Annotated in this window: 12 protein-coding genes; 10 read left to right on the top strand and 2 right to left on the bottom strand. The window is 63.7% G+C overall.

From position 1 onward, the window contains the following. The first annotated feature begins 40 nt into the window (after positions 1-40). The 7 genes from AB2N08_RS00335 (at position 41) to AB2N08_RS00305 (ending at position 5,690) form a co-directional block, all read left to right on the top strand. Entirely contained in the window at positions 41-1,150 is a 1,110-nt protein-coding gene (locus AB2N08_RS00335; RefSeq protein WP_367608639.1) for a metallophosphoesterase, read from the top strand. Between the two features lie 255 nt (positions 1,151-1,405). Then, positions 1,406-2,569 carry a sialidase family protein gene (locus AB2N08_RS00330; protein ID WP_367608638.1) on the top strand — a complete coding sequence of 388 codons (1,164 nt, stop codon included), beginning with the start codon at positions 1,406-1,408 and terminating at the stop codon, positions 2,567-2,569. After that, on the top strand, positions 2,569-3,303 hold the full coding sequence (locus AB2N08_RS00325; protein WP_367608637.1) for a hypothetical protein: 735 nt from the start codon (positions 2,569-2,571) through the stop codon (positions 3,301-3,303). The genes AB2N08_RS00330 and AB2N08_RS00325 overlap by 1 nt, the downstream gene beginning before the upstream one ends. Then, positions 3,293-4,105 (top strand): hypothetical protein, encoded by an 813-nt coding sequence (locus AB2N08_RS00320; RefSeq protein ID WP_367608636.1) that lies wholly within the window; start codon positions 3,293-3,295, stop codon positions 4,103-4,105. Before AB2N08_RS00325 ends, AB2N08_RS00320 begins: the two co-directional genes overlap by 11 nt. Before the next feature lie 100 nt (positions 4,106-4,205). Next, on the top strand, positions 4,206-4,643 hold the full coding sequence (locus tag AB2N08_RS00315) for an MbcA/ParS/Xre antitoxin family protein (protein ID WP_367608635.1): 438 nt from the start codon (positions 4,206-4,208) through the stop codon (positions 4,641-4,643). A gap of 23 nt (positions 4,644-4,666) precedes the next feature. Then, complete coding sequence (locus tag AB2N08_RS00310) at positions 4,667-5,353, top strand: RES family NAD+ phosphorylase (protein WP_367608634.1); 687 nt, start codon at positions 4,667-4,669, stop codon at positions 5,351-5,353. Positions 5,354-5,369: 16 nt separating this feature from the next. Further along, positions 5,370-5,690 carry a DUF2288 domain-containing protein gene (locus AB2N08_RS00305; protein WP_367608633.1) on the top strand — a complete coding sequence of 107 codons (321 nt, stop codon included), beginning with the start codon at positions 5,370-5,372 and terminating at the stop codon, positions 5,688-5,690. A gap of 181 nt (positions 5,691-5,871) precedes the next feature. Here AB2N08_RS00305 and AB2N08_RS00300 read toward each other — a convergent pair whose 3' ends face one another. Then, positions 5,872-7,884, bottom strand: coding sequence for a bifunctional 2',3'-cyclic-nucleotide 2'-phosphodiesterase/3'-nucleotidase (locus tag AB2N08_RS00300; protein WP_367608632.1), 2,013 nt, complete (start codon positions 7,882-7,884; stop codon positions 5,872-5,874). A gap of 146 nt (positions 7,885-8,030) precedes the next feature. Between AB2N08_RS00300 and prfB the strand changes: the two genes are divergently transcribed. Together prfB and lysS are read left to right on the top strand one after the other, a co-directional pair. After that, positions 8,031-9,135 (top strand): peptide chain release factor 2 gene (gene prfB, locus AB2N08_RS00295; protein ID WP_367608631.1). Its coding sequence is split into 2 segments (ribosomal slippage): positions 8,031-8,111 and positions 8,113-9,135, totalling 1,104 coding nucleotides; the frame shifts between segments, so codons are not numbered across the junction. A 22-nt stretch (positions 9,136-9,157) separates the two neighbouring features. After that, positions 9,158-10,690, top strand: a complete 1,533-nt coding sequence (lysS, locus tag AB2N08_RS00290; RefSeq protein WP_367608630.1) for a lysine--tRNA ligase — start codon at positions 9,158-9,160, stop codon at positions 10,688-10,690. A gap of 220 nt (positions 10,691-10,910) precedes the next feature. Here lysS and ppnN read toward each other — a convergent pair whose 3' ends face one another. Continuing rightward, positions 10,911-12,332 carry a nucleotide 5'-monophosphate nucleosidase PpnN gene (gene ppnN, locus AB2N08_RS00285; protein ID WP_367608629.1) on the bottom strand — a complete coding sequence of 474 codons (1,422 nt, stop codon included), beginning with the start codon at positions 12,330-12,332 and terminating at the stop codon, positions 10,911-10,913. 272 nt (positions 12,333-12,604) lie between these two features. Between ppnN and AB2N08_RS00280 the strand changes: the two genes are divergently transcribed. Next, entirely contained in the window at positions 12,605-14,110 is a 1,506-nt protein-coding gene (locus tag AB2N08_RS00280; RefSeq protein WP_367608628.1) for a peptide MFS transporter, read from the top strand. Positions 14,111-14,244: the final 134 nt, after the last annotated feature.

Here is a 14,244-nt window from a genome sequence, read left to right as displayed (position 1 = left end):
ACTGACATTACGCGCTGGCTGACAGCTGGCGGGAGCTTGCATGTTTTCGATCATCATTAATTACCTCGGCTCGCTGATGCATTTCTATGTCGCCCATCGCTTGTACGCGCTCGGGCCCGTGCGATCGCATGTGCCGGCACGGGTCTGGTGGGTGGGCGTCGTGGCGCTGTGGGCGTTTTATCTGTGGGGTGTGCAGCTTGGCGATTCGGCGCTGGACTGGCGCTGGTGGCCCGGGCAATTTTCGATGACGTGGCTCGGGGCGCTGTTCTGCATGACGCAATATCTGCTACTGGCCGACGTGATCACCGGCTTCGGGTTCTGGTGGCGTACCTGGGCGCCGCGCATTCTCGCGCTGGGGGCGATCGCCGGGGTGTCGGTCAGCGCCTTTGCCATTTTCCAGGCGGTGCGCGCGCCCGCGATCGTCGAGCAGGAACTGACACTGCCTGGCCTGCCACAGGCGCTCGATGGCACCGTACTGGTCGCGATCAGCGACACCCACCTCGGCGCCCAGCGCCGCGCAGAATGGCTCGGCGGGCGGGTCGACCAGATCAATGCGCTGAGGCCCGATGCCGTGGTAATGCTGGGCGACCAGGTCGAAGATGAGCCGATCAACGACGCCCTGCTCGCGCCTGTCCTCAAGCGCTTGCGCCCGCCATTGGGCGTATGGGCCGTCACCGGCAACCATGAATACTACGGCGATGCCGGCGGCACGATCGACGAGTTTGCGGCCGGCGGCGTGAAATGGCTGCGCGACCAGCATGTCGAGATCGCACCGGGCCTGCACCTTGCGGGCCTGGACGATATCGGACGCGCCATGCGCGGCGGCCGCGACATCAATGCCGGCCTCGAACGCACGCTCCCCACGCGGCTGGACGGCGCCACGATCCTGCTCGCGCACATTCCCGCACCCGGCCTGATCGAGCGTGCCGCGCAAAAGAACATCGACCTGATGCTGTCCGGGCACACGCACGGCGGTCAGGTCTGGCCATTCACCTATCTGGCCCAGCGCGAGTTTCCCTACCTGGTGGGCTGGTACCGCATCGGCGACATGCAACTGGTCGTCAGTCGCGGCGCCGGTGGCTGGGGCCCGCGCATGCGCCTCTGGCAACCAGGCGAGATCCTCAAGCTGACCTTGCGCGCCCAGCCTTGATCGCACCGCACCCGTCTGTCAAAAAGGACACTAGAAATCATGTTGCCAACATCGCCACCAAGGCAAATAGTCGCGTCGTTTCACGGCGTACAGACGCGTCTTTTACACTCGGCCAATGTTCTTTTCCGCTTCTTTCCGGTAGGATAGCGCCTTTTCCCGGCCGTGATTTCCGGCCGCCTCCCGCGACATTGGCAAGTCACTAACGGCGGGACGTTCAATGCCCGCGCACTGGCCGGGTTCCTCTACTGGAAGCGAATGGAGACTCCCGCGATCACCCGGCCGCGTAGACATCATGCGATCCTGCTCGGCTGTGTGCTGCTCGTCGTGCTCGTGATCGCTGCGGAAGCACTGCGCTGGCGCAGCGCGCCCGCAGCCGCAGCGGCCGTACCCAGCTTGAGCACGACCAAACCTGGCCGCGTAACGCTCACCGAACTGTCGCACGCCCACATCCCTGCGCCGCAAGGCATGCCATCGGCCCACGCCAGCACGCTCGCAGCGCTGCCAGGCAACCGCATGCTCGCGTTCTGGTGGGCTGGCAGCCGCGAGAGCGGCCCGGATGTCAAGGTGTTCGCCTCCACCTGGGCCAATGGCGCCTGGAGCGCACCGACGATGGTGGTCAGCCGCGATTCGCTCGGCGCTGAACTGGGCTTCGGCGTGCGCCGCGTCGGCAACCCGGTCGCCTGGGCCGACCGCGCCGGCCGGATCCACCTGTACGTCGTGGCCACGGGCCTGGGCGGCTGGGCTGCGGCGCGCATCGCCCACCTGGTCTCGCAAGACCAGGGCAAGAGCTTCCAGGTGCGCCGCATCCTGCCCACGTCGCCCCTGTTCAACACCAGCGCGCTGGTACGCACCGCGCCGCTGACACTGGACGACGGCGGCTGGTGGCTCCCCGTGTATTTCGAGATCGGCAACAAGTATCCGATGCTGATGGCGTTCGACGCCGACGGCAATCCGACCACGCTGGCGCGCATCGGCAACAGCACCTCGACGCTGCAGCCGGCCATTGTCGCCGTGTCGAAGAACGAGGTGCGGGCCCTGATGCGCGACGACAGCGACCAGCAGCTGGTCCAGCATGCATCGAGTCATGACGGCGGCGCCACCTGGCAAGACCTGCCGGCGCTCGACCTGCCGAACTACAGCACGTCGGTCGCCGCGATACGCCTGTCGAGCGGCCAGTTCCTGATGCTGCATAATCACGTCGAGGGCGGCGCGTCGTCGCGCAGCATCCTGCGCCTGTCGATCTCGGATGACATGCGCACCTGGCGCACGATCGCCGACATCGCCAAGGGGCCGGCCGGCGACGAATTTTCGTATCCATCGATGCAGCAGGTCGGCAACGAGCTGCACGTGACGTACACCTGGCAACGCCAGGCGATTGCCCACCATCGCTACCGCATCCAACCGGAAGGCACGACCTGATGACATTGCCGGATCTCGCAAGCCAAATCCTGTACGGCCGCCTCGGCTGGGCGATCGTCGCCGCCACCGTGGTCTGCGCCCTGTGGCGCGGCGCCGCGCCCATCTCGCGCAGCATGCTGGCCACCATCATGGCCGGATCGCTGGCCACGATGGCCCTGCCGGGCAACCTGTCCCCGGCCTGGTACCTGGGCCTGGCGTTCCAGTATCCGAGCGGCCTGCTGGTGGGCTGCTGCCTGCTGCGCCTGACCGAACGCTGGAACGGCGTGCGCCGCAGCCAGGCCATGCCGCAGTCGCTGGCCGGCGTGCTCGCCGTGGCCGGCCTGCTGCTGTATCTCGATGCGCTCGGCCTTCTCACGAGCGGCTATTATTACGCCGGTTTCGGCGGCGTCCTGACGCCGGTCGTCGCGGTCATCGCGGCCGGCGCCTGCGCGCTGGCGATCGTCCAGGGGCACGCGCGTGGCACCGCAGCGGCAATCCTGGGCGCCGTCGTCCTGTTCTCGGTCCTGCGCCTGCCAAGCGGGAACCTGTGGGACGCCCTGCTCGATCCGCTGCTGTTCGGCTGGGCGCTCGTCGCGCTGCTGGCCGGCGCCCTGCGCCGCACGGGCCGGCGCGCCTCGGACCGGATTGGCTCGATTGACGTCGAATTCGACGCCGAACCCGTGCCGGGCCCCGCACTCCAGCCGCTCGCGGCTGAACATTTTTCGTCTCTGAAGGAGCAAGTTGGTGGTCAATAATCAGTGGTACAAACATCCGGTCATCATTTCGGCCAGCATCATCAACGCATTCATCCTGCTGCTGGCGCTGGCGTGGTCGGGCAATCCCCATGAACTCTCGCGCCTGCTGGTCGAGGACGGCATCGTCGAATGGATGCAGTTCCTGGCCTTCTCGCTCACCGCGGGGCTGTTAGGTTACGTGGCCATCGACCGCTGGAAGAACGGCGGCATGCGTCTCGAAGTGCTGGTGCTGCTCGGCCTGACCGGCCTGGTCGCCCTGGCCGCGCTGGAAGAAATCAGCTGGTTCCAGCGCATCCTGCAGATCCAGTCGCCCGAGTTCTTTCTGCAAAATAACCGCCAGGCCGAAACCAATCTGCATAACCTGGGCTTTGGCGAAGAAAGCCTGCACAAGGCCGTGCTGCTCAAGCTCATCCTGATCTCGGGCCTGATCCACAACCTGTTCCTGCCGCTGCTGGCGCGAAAGCGTCCGGCGGTCCGCACCTTCGTCGAGCGTTTCGGCGTCTACCTGCCGCCGCTGGCCGCGTCGATCCCGTACCTGGTGCTGGTGATCCTGTCGCACCTCTTGATCGACCATCCGCGCAAGGGTGAGCTGGGCGAGACGTTCGGCGCGGTGCATTACCTGGCCACCGTGTTCGGCGCCTACTTCGTCGGCGTTGCCTACGACAAGAAGCCGCTGTTCGCCGGCCTGGACGCGCGCCGCGTGTCGGTGCTGTTTACGCTGCTGATGTTCTATCTGCTCATGACCGGCTGGATGCTCAGCGCCGGCGCCGGCGCGGTCCTCACGGCGGTCGGCGGCGACTGATCTGACGTCGCGCGCGCCGGGCAGCCGCCCGCGCGCTTGCCATACGGCGCTTGCAAGCGGTTCTGAATTGGAGTATAAATACTCCAAAACCGGAGGAACCATGAGCTTAGCCTATGCCTACCCCAAGAGCCGTTTCGAGCCGGCGACGCTGGTCGACCTCACCTCGAAGGCCGAGCGCGAGCGCCTGTCGCGTTCGGCCCTGACCGGCTTCTTCCGCCTTGCCACCGCCTGGGGCCTGCGCGACGACGATGCGCGCGAACTGCTCGGCGGCCTGTCGTCATCCTCGTTCTACGACTGGAAGAAAAACCCGGACCGGGTGCTCGAAGTCGATCGCATCACGCGCATCTCCTACCTGCTCGGCATCTATAAAAGCCTGCACATCCTGTACGGCGACAAGCTCGCCGACGAATGGGTGCGCCTGCCCAATACCAACCCGATCTTCGGGGGCCGCACGCCGCTCGCGTTCATGCAGGCCGGCGGCCTGCTGGCGATGCAAACGGTGCGCAAGCTGCTCGATGCCCGGCGCGGCGGCCTGTGAGTTCCCGCAACACCACACGCGTTATGCCCAGGGTTACGCCACGCCTGACGCTCCTGCGCCAGCTCGACACCTGCCGCCTGATCCCGTCGCGCTTCGCCGACGTCGAAGACTCGGTGCTCGCGCCCCTGGCCGAGACCGACGCCGCATTGCGCGACCTGTTCGACCTCGATAACGCCACCAGCGAACGCCTGCGCGCCGAATCGGGCCAGGCGCCGGGCATCGGCATGGACGAACTGGTGTTCGGCGTGCCCAACTTTCGCATCATCAATGCCGCGTTCACGTATGCACGCCCGGAAGGCAGCCGTTTCAACGACGGCGAGCGCGGCGCCTGGTATTGCGGCTTCGACGCGGAGACGTCGCTGGCCGAAGTCATCTTCCACAAGACCGTCGAATACGCCGAGATCGACCGCTTCGACGACAGCGTCAGTTACCAGTGCCTGCTGGCCGATTTCAGCGCGACCTTCCACGACCTGCGCGGCATTGCGGCCTTTGAAGCGTGTCTCGACCCGGCCAGCTACATCGCCTCGCAGGCGCTGGCGAACGACTTGCTGGGCGCCGGTTCTCTCGGTGTGATCTTCCCCAGCGTGCGCCACGCCGGCGGCACCTGCCTGGCGTGCTTCCGCCCGGCGCTGGTGGGCAATGTGCGCAAGGCGCAGACCTATCGGTTAACATGGGCGGGTTCGCCGCATCCTGCGGTCGAGATTCTTTGACCCGATTTACACGCACATGAAGACCAAACCCGAGAACGACACCGAACTGCACGACAAGATCAACCGCGAAACCGGCCGCGTCAAATGGCGCGAGCTCGAACGCCACTTCGCCAGCGGCAGCGTGGTGTGGGTAGCGGGCGCGCTGGACTTGATCGACGTCGCCCTGCGCATCGCGCACGACGACCGTGACAGCATCACGCGCTGGATGACTGACGGTCGGATGGCCAAGGTGAGCGACGAACAGGCCCGGGCCTGGATGGAGACCGATGCAACGCTGTGGGCGTCGGTCGTGAGTCCGTTCGTGCTGGTGCAGGAAGAGAAGCAGCAGGTGCATTGAAGTGCTGCTCGAAGGACGGTAGCCGTGCCGTCCTTCGTTAGCGCGAAAACGTCATTCCCGCGAAGGCGGGAATCCAAGTCCTCAGCGCAGCCGGCCGTTTCGAGAGTACCGGGACTGTACGCTTACTTGGGTCCCAGCCTCCGCTGGGATGACGTTTACAAGGCGCGGGCCGTAGCCAACATCATTTCGACAAATCGACCGCGTACAACGCCGTCCCCTTGCCACTGCCATCGTCGGCCTTGACCTGGCTGACATTACTTAGCCCCGCCTCGCGCGCCAGCGCTTCCAGATCCGGCGCCGAGTGGAATACCACTGGCCCCCTGGTTTCGACCCGCGCAAAACGCCAGCTGCGCGCCGCGCCGTGCGACGCGCGCGTGAGTTCCTTCGCCGCGCGGATGTGCGCGATCAGGATGTCGCGGTTGTTGTCGGGCGACGCGATGACCACATTGCCGCCATCCAGCCCCGGGAACCCGCCACCGCCACTGGCCCGATAGTTATTCGTCGCGACCAGGAACTCCTGCTTCGGCGTCACCGGCTTGCCCAGATACGTCAGCTCCACGATGCGCTCGCCCGGCTTCTTCGTGACGTCAATCTCGTAGGCGACATCCTTCGACGTGATGGTGTCGAAGTTAAAACTCGGGAAGCGCGCATTGACCAGTTCCTGCGGCGTGCTCAGTGCCGGATCGATCGTGTTGAAGCGCTGCGCCGCCGTTTCCAGCCACGCCTTCAGGCCCGCGCCATCGACCTTCACCGCATACAGCGAGTTCGGGAACAGGTACAGGTCGGCCGCATTGTTCAGCGCCAGGTCGCCCGCCGGCACGTCGGTGTAATCGGTCACGCCCGGGAAGCCCGCCTTGAAGGGCGCCGACACCGACAGCACCGGCAGCGTGGCGTACTGCGGCAGGTTCGCCTTCACGTACTGGCTCACGTACTCGGCCTGCGCGCGGTTGACGACTTCGAGCGCCGACGGATCGCCCACATCGGCGAAATAACTCGTCATGCGAAACGCCGAGCGGCCGACCGGCGTTTTCACGTATGCGATCGTCGCCTCGTGCTCGGCCTTCACCAGCGCGGCCACCTGCGCGTCCGGCTCGACGAAGGTCTTGGCGCCCGTCTGCGTGGCGCGCGCCTGCACCACCGTCTTGTCCTTGTCGACCGACCACGCCTTGCCGTCATAGGTCAGGTGCAGCTGGACCACGCCCAGGTGCTTGCCCCACTGGCTCGGCATCACGGCCGGCACGCCGTGCACGAGGCCGCGCACCTTGTCCACGCCCGGCAGGTTGAACTGTCCGACCGTGCTCTCGGCGTTCGGGAACAGCTGGTGCGCATGCCCCAGCAGCATGACGTCGACGCCCGGCACCTTGGCCAGGTGCCAGTTGGCGTTTTCCATCTTCGGCGAATACGGGCTGTCATCCAGGCCGCCGTGCGACAGGGCCACGATCAGTTGCGCACCCTTCTTGCGCATCTCCGGAATGTATTTTTCGGCGGTTTCACGCACGCCGGCGACCGCCACGCGGCCTTCCAGCCAGCGCTTGTCCCACGACATGATGTCCGGCGGCGTGAAGCCGATGATGCCCACTTTCACAGTCGTCTCGACCGGCTTGCCATCGGGCCCGCGCGCCGTGATCTTCTTGTCGATGATCTGGTACGGCGCGAACAGCGGCCGCTTGGTCTGCAAACTCGTGACGTTGGCCAGCACGATCGGGAACGCCGGGCCGGCGCATGTTGCCCCCTTTTCCACGCCCTTGACCTGGAAGGCGCTGCCCGTGATCCGGTTCAGGAACGGCAGGCCGTAGTTGAATTCGTGGTTGCCGACCGTGCCGCCCTCATAGCCAAGCGCATTCATGATCTTGTAGATGCCCAGCACCTCGCCGCAGGCGGGCTGCTTGACCAGCGCCTGGTAGTCGGCAAAGGCCGTGCCCTGGATCGTGTCGCCGTTGTCGAGCAACAGCGTGTTGGCGAACTCCTTGCGCGCCGCTTTAATCAGCGTGGCGGTGCGGTCGACGCCGATCGATGGCTCGGGCGCCAGCTTGTAGTAGTCGTAGCCGACCACGTTGGCGTGCAGGTCGGACGTCTCCAGCACGGCCAGGACGGCGGTGGCGCCGGTGGGCGCTTTATCGAGAGCGTGGGCAGGAAGAACAATCAGCAGGGACGAGAAAGCGATGCTGATTTGGTAACGCAGGGAGCGGTTCATGGGTAATCCGGGTAACAAGACCGGGCGATGGTACCGCTTGCCCTGCTGCGCGGCAAGCCATACAGGGGTCGGCCATGCAGGTATCGGGGCATTCATCGGGTATAATCCCCGGTTCGATTTCAACCAACAATGAGACTGCCGAGACCATGGAAGCCGAACGCATCAACGCCATTTCCGCCCTGCTGAACGACCTGACGGGTCGTGAGGCCGAACTTCGGAGGTATCTTTGACTTCGATAAGAAGTCAGAGAAACTAGAACAGGTCAACCAGGAGCTGGAAGACCCGACCATCTGGAACGACCAGAAGCGCGCCCAGGAAATGGGCAAAGAGAAGAAGGCGCTCGAGGGCGTCGTACTGACGCTCGAGAAAGCCAAGGCCGACCTGGCCGACGCGCTCGACCTGTTCCAGATGGCGCGCGAAGAAGGCGACGATGACACCATCGAAGCCGTCGCCGGCGACACCGAAGCGATCCAGAAGATCATCGAGGCGATGGAGTTCCGCCGCATGTTCAGCAACCCGATGGACCACGCGAGCTGCTTCATCGACATCCAGGCCGGCGCCGGCGGCACCGAGGCGCAGGACTGGGCCTCGATGCTGCTGCGTCAATACCTGCGCTACTGCGAACGCAAGGGTTTCAAGGCCGAGATCCTCGAGCAGTCCGACGGTGAAGTCGCGGGCATCAAGACCGCGACCATCAAGGTCGACGGCGAGTACGCCTACGGCCACCTGCGCACCGAAACCGGCGTGCACCGCCTCGTGCGCAAGTCGCCGTTCGACTCGGCCAACGGCCGCCACACGTCGTTTACGTCGCTGTTCGTGTATCCGGAAGTCGACGATTCAATCGAGATCGAAATCAACCCGGCCGACGTGCGCATCGATACCTATCGCGCGTCCGGCGCCGGCGGTCAGCACATCAACAAGACCGACTCCGCGGTGCGCCTGACGCACGGCCCGTCGGGCATCGTGGTCCAGTGCCAGAACGACCGCTCGCAGCACCGCAACAAGGCCGAGGCCTGGGACATGCTGCGCGCCAAGCTGTACGAGCTTGAACTGCGCAACCGCATGAGCGAACAGCAGAAGCTCGAGGATTCCAAGACCGACGTCGGCTGGGGCCACCAGATCCGCTCGTACGTGCTCGACCAGTCGCGCATCAAGGATTTGCGTACCGGCTTCGAGACCGGCAATACCAAGAACGTCCTGGATGGCGACCTCGATGATTTCATCTCGGCATCGCTCAAGCAGAACGTCTGACACCCTACAAGATCACGATCCTATGACCACGGAACATCAAGAACAGGCGCCCCTGGGCGCCGACGAAAACAAGATCATGGCCGAGCGCCGCGTCAAGCTGGCGGCGATCCGCGAAAAAGGCGTCGCGTTCCCGAACGACTTCGTCCCGCAGCACAAGGCAGCCGATCTGGTGGACACCTACGGCGGCAAGACGCGCGAAGAACTCGAAGCCGAACCGGTACCGGTGGTGCTGGCCGGGCGCATGATGCTGCGCCGTGAAGCGGGCAAGAAAGCCGCGTTCGCGACGCTGCAAGACAGCTCTGGCCCGTCCGCCAGCGGCCGCATCCAGATCTACATTACCCTCGACAGCGCCGGTGAAGCGGCGATGGAAGAACTGCGCAGCTACGACCTGGGCGACATCCTCGGCGTCGAAGGCACGCTGTTCAAGACCAAGGTCGACGAACTCACCGTCAAGGTCAGCCAGCTGCGCCTGATCACGAAAGCGATCCGTCCGCTGCCGGACAAATTCCACGGCCTGGCCGACCAAGAAACCAAGTACCGCCAGCGTTACGTCGACCTGATCATGAACGAAGAGACGCGCCGCACGTTCAAGGCGCGTACCGCCGCGATGTCGTCGATGCGCCGCTTCATGGAAGACAACGGCTTCATGGAAGTCGAGACGCCGATGCTGCACCCGATCCCGGGCGGCGCTGCTGCGAAACCGTTCGTCACGCACCACAATGCGCTGGACATGGAAATGTACCTGCGCATCGCCCCCGAGCTGTACCTCAAGCGCCTGGTGGTCGGCGGCTTCGATCGCGTGTTCGAAGTGAACCGCAACTTCCGCAACGAAGGCGTGTCGGTCCGTCACAACCCTGAATTCACGATGATGGAATTCTATGCGGCGTACACCGACTACAAGTGGATCATGAACTTCACCGAACAGGTGATCCGCCAGGCAGCCGTCGATGCGCATGGCAGCGCCGTGCTGTCGTACGGTGGCCGTGAGCTCGACCTGTCCAAGCCGTTCCAGCGCCTGACGATCATCGAAGCGATCGACAAGTACGCGCCGGGCTACACGCCCGAGCAGCTGAACGACGCCGAGTTCATCAAGGTCGAACTGAAGAAGTTCGGCGTCAAGCCATTCGCCACTGCCGGCCTGGGCGCGCTGCAACTGGCGCTGTTCGAAGAAACCGCCGAAGCGCAGCTGTGGGAACCGACCTTCATCGTCGACTACCCGGCCGAAGTGTCGCCACTGGCGCGCGCATCGGACACACGCGCCGGTGTGACCGAGCGTTTCGAGCTGTTCATGGTCGGCCGCGAGATCGCCAACGGCTTCTCGGAGCTGAACGATCCTGAAGACCAGGCCGCGCGCTTCCTGGCGCAGGTCGAAGCCAAGGATGCAGGCGATGAAGAGGCGATGTTCTACGACGCCGACTACATCCGCGCACTCGAATACGGCATGCCGCCGGCAGGTGGTTGCGGCATCGGCATCGATCGTTTGATGATGCTGATTACGGATTCGCCGAATATTCGCGACGTGCTGCTGTTCCCGCACTTGCGTAAAGAGGACTGAGTGTCGGGCTGCAAACGCTGACATGACAAAGGCCGCCGGAAGGCGGCCTTTTTACATCTGGCCTGCTACCTCAGAACGTCATTCCCGCGGAGGCGGGAATCCAAGTGTGCTTGAGCCGCCAGTACAATTGAAGCTAGTGGCGGCTCGAAGAACTGCGGTTCCCGCCTACGCGGGAACGACGTGCTGAGGGCGCGGGCCGATGAATGCGCAGGTCGTCAGCTCACTGCACAATCGTATAGCAAGGCACATACGCCTTGCCAGGCAGCTTCATCCGGCTCTGCTCCACGAACGACGCCAGGAGCGCATCCATCGGCCCCATGATCGCGGCCTCGCCGTGGATCTCGTATTTGCCGAACTGCTCGATCGCGCGAATCCCTTCTTCTTTCACGTTCCCCGCCACCACGCCCGAAAACGCGCGGCGTAGATTCGCCGCCAGCAGGTGCGTCGGGATCCCCCGGTGCAGGTCCAGGTTGCGCATGTTCTCGTGCGTCGGCCGGAACGGCTTCTGGAATTCGTGGTCGATCTTCAGGCGCCAGTTGTAGTAATAGGCGTCGCTGTGCGCCTTGCGGAAGGCCCGCACTTCGCTGATCCCCTTCACCATCGCCACCGCCACCGCGTCCGGATCGTCGATGATGATCTGGTAGCGCTGCTGCGCGGCCTCGCCCAGTGTCAAGGCCAGGAACGCATCGATCTGCGTGAAGTAATCGCGCGCCGATGCCGGGCCCGTGAAGATGAGCGGGAACGGAATCTCGGCATTATCAGGATGCAGCAGGATGCCCAGGATGTACAGGATCTCTTCGGCTGTGCCGGCGCCGCCCGGGAACACGACGATGCCATGCCCGGTGCGCACGAATGCTTCCAGGCGCTTTTCGATGTCCGGCATGATCACCAGGTCGTTGACGATCGGGTTCGGCGATTCGGCCGCGATGATGCCCGGCTCCGAGATGCCGAGATAACGCCCGCCCGGCAGCCGCTGCTTCGAGTGGCCGATTGTCGCGCCCTTCATCGGACCCTTCATCGCGCCCGGGCCGCAGCCGGTGCAGATATCGAGTTCGCGCAGGCCCAGCGCATAGCCGACCTTCTTGGTGTAGTTGTATTCGATGCGGCTGATCGAATGCCCGCCCCAGCACACGACCAGGTTCGGATTGCGCTGCGCCTGCAGCACGTTGGCATTGCGCAGGATGTGAAACACGGCGTCAGTGATGCCGTCGGTGCGGGTCAGGTCGAACTTGGGGTTATCCGTGACATCGAAGCTGACGAACACGATATCGCGCAGCACGGCGAACAGGTGCTCGTGGATCCCGCGGATCATCTTGCCATCGACGAACGCGCTGGCCGGCGCACCGCGGATATCGAGTTTGATGCCGCGCTCGCGCTGCAGGATGCTGATGTCGAAGCTCGCGTAACGTTCGAGCAGTTCCTTGCCGTCGTCGATGTCGCTGCCGCTATTGAGCACCGCCAGCGCGCATTTGCGAAACACGTCATACAGGCCGGTGCGGCCGGTGTCGAGCAGTTTGCTTACTTCGGATTTGGACAGCACTTCGAGCTGGCCTTCGGGGGAAATCAGCGTATCGACCACCTGCCGGCTCTCCGGCGGCAGTTCTGTATCTACTACGGGTACTTCATGTCCTGCTGGCGTCATGATCTGGTGTCCTCGTTCTGCTCTGTGGTGCGTTCTGCGGTGCGGATTGCCAGGATTCTGACCGTCCTGTACAGCAATATACGCCAATCCGATGGCGCATGCGTGCCCCAAAATAGCGTCCCGTGCACCATGTTCGGGACGCATTAGCACATCCGGAAAAAAACTTCTTGTGATGCAGGATATGCACTAGAATGCGTGCCTATTGGAATGTTCGCCCGTCGAATAGCGCCATATATCTATTACCTTGTCATTACATTTTCGGGAGGAACCGCATGAGCGGTGCAGCTACTACCCCAGCCAAGGGACCGATTCCAGAATTCAAACAGATCATGGGCCATCCAGCACCGCTGTGGATGCTGTTCATGACTGAATTCTGGGAGCGCTTCGCTTTCTACGGCATTCGTTGGGCACTCGTTCTTTATATCGTCGGCCAATTCTACGCGGGCGATGCTGCCGGCCAGGCCAGTGCCAACCTCACCTACGGTTCCTACCTCGCGCTGGTGTACGCCGGCGCGGTCTTCGGCGGCTACGTGGCCGACCGCGTCATCGGATATCAACGTTCGATCCTGGTCGGCGCCATCTTCATGGCGACCGGCCTGTTCATGATTTCGATCCCGAACGAAGACGTCTTCAAGCTGGGCCTGGCGACCATCATCGTCGGTAACGGCATGTTCAAGCCGAACATCTCGGCCATGGTCGGCCAGTTGTACGCGCTGAACGACACCCGCCGCGATTCCGGCTTCACCATCTTCTACATGGGCATCAACGTCGGCGCATTCTTCGCACCGATCCTGACCCAGCTGCTGGCCGAAAAAGTATTCGGCACCGCCGCCATGCCATCGTACAAGATCGTGTTCCTGGCCTCGGGCATCGGCATGCTGATCTCGCTGGTCTGGTTCTTCATCGGCCGCAAGACGCTCAAGGGCATCGGCGCGCCGGTCGGCGAACTGGCCAGCCCGAAACGGCTTGCCATCGTCGTGATCGGCTCGCTGATCGTGATCCCGATCGTGTACATGCTGCTGCAGGCTGGCGCCGCCAATCTGCAGATCCTGCTGACCGTGCTGTTCATCGGCCTGGCAGCGATGCTGATCATCGAAGGTATCCGCGAAGGCAAAGTTGCCCGCGACAAGACCTGGGCGATGATGATCATCTTCTTCTTCAACGTCCTGTTCTGGTGCTTCTTCGAGCAGGCCGGCAGCTCGTTTACCTTCCTGGCCGATAACATCGTCGATCGCGACATCGGTAGCTGGACCTTCCCGGTTGCCTGGTTCCAGTCGGTGAACTCGATCGCCATCATCGTCTTTGCGCCGATCATCGCCGCAGTCTGGGTGTGGCTGGGCAAGCGCAACGCGAATCCGTCGATCCCGCGCAAATTCGGCCTGGGCCTGATCTTCAACGGCATCGCGTTCGGCCTGTTGGTGTTCGCACTGTCGCAGCTGATCGACGGCAACGGCAAGATCCCGTTCTGGACCCTGTTTGCGGTGTACGTGATCCAGTCGATCGGTGAGCTGTGCCTGTCGCCGATCGGCCTGTCGATGGTCACCAAGCTGGCCCCTACCCGCCTGGTTGGCCTGGGCATGGGCGGCTGGTTCCTGTCGACCGGTATCGGCAACAACCTGTCTGGCATCTTCGCCTCGCACGTCTCCGGTGAAACCGGCATGACGGTGGCCTCGGCGCTCAGTGGCTACAACTTCGGCCTGCTGTCGTTGCTGGGCGGCGGCATCCTGCTGGTGCTGCTGGCGCCGGTGATCCAGAAGCTGATGCACGGCGTGAAGTAAGCGTCGTTGCACCAATAAAAAAACGGCGGCCTGCGGGCCGCCGTTTTCATTTCAACCACCTTGCATCGTTATGAGGACCTAGCAACATCCGCAACAGGTGAGGTCACAGCCAGTGTCAGGTCTGACATTCGGAC

Origin of the sequence: Massilia aurea (assembly GCF_040790145.1) — a bacterium.
Classification (GTDB): Bacteria; Pseudomonadota; Gammaproteobacteria; order Burkholderiales; family Burkholderiaceae_D; genus Telluria; species Telluria aurea_C.
The sequence above is the reverse complement of the archived record's forward strand: the minus strand, read 5'-3'. Positions and strand labels throughout refer to the sequence as shown.

Coding starts and splice junctions, on each gene's coding strand:
- AB2N08_RS00305 (WP_367608633.1), top strand. CDS start 5,370: ATGAAGACCAAACCCGAGAACGACACCGAACTGCACGACAAGATCAAC.
- AB2N08_RS00330 (WP_367608638.1), top strand. CDS start 1,406: ATGGAGACTCCCGCGATCACCCGGCCGCGTAGACATCATGCGATCCTG.
- lysS (WP_367608630.1), top strand. CDS start 9,158: ATGACCACGGAACATCAAGAACAGGCGCCCCTGGGCGCCGACGAAAAC.
- AB2N08_RS00310 (WP_367608634.1), top strand. CDS start 4,667: ATGCCCAGGGTTACGCCACGCCTGACGCTCCTGCGCCAGCTCGACACC.
- AB2N08_RS00325 (WP_367608637.1), top strand. CDS start 2,569: ATGACATTGCCGGATCTCGCAAGCCAAATCCTGTACGGCCGCCTCGGC.
- AB2N08_RS00280 (WP_367608628.1), top strand. CDS start 12,605: ATGAGCGGTGCAGCTACTACCCCAGCCAAGGGACCGATTCCAGAATTC.
- AB2N08_RS00335 (WP_367608639.1), top strand. CDS start 41: ATGTTTTCGATCATCATTAATTACCTCGGCTCGCTGATGCATTTCTAT.
- AB2N08_RS00315 (WP_367608635.1), top strand. CDS start 4,206: ATGAGCTTAGCCTATGCCTACCCCAAGAGCCGTTTCGAGCCGGCGACG.
- ppnN (WP_367608629.1), bottom strand. CDS start 12,332: ATGACGCCAGCAGGACATGAAGTACCCGTAGTAGATACAGAACTGCCG.
- AB2N08_RS00300 (WP_367608632.1), bottom strand. CDS start 7,884: ATGAACCGCTCCCTGCGTTACCAAATCAGCATCGCTTTCTCGTCCCTG.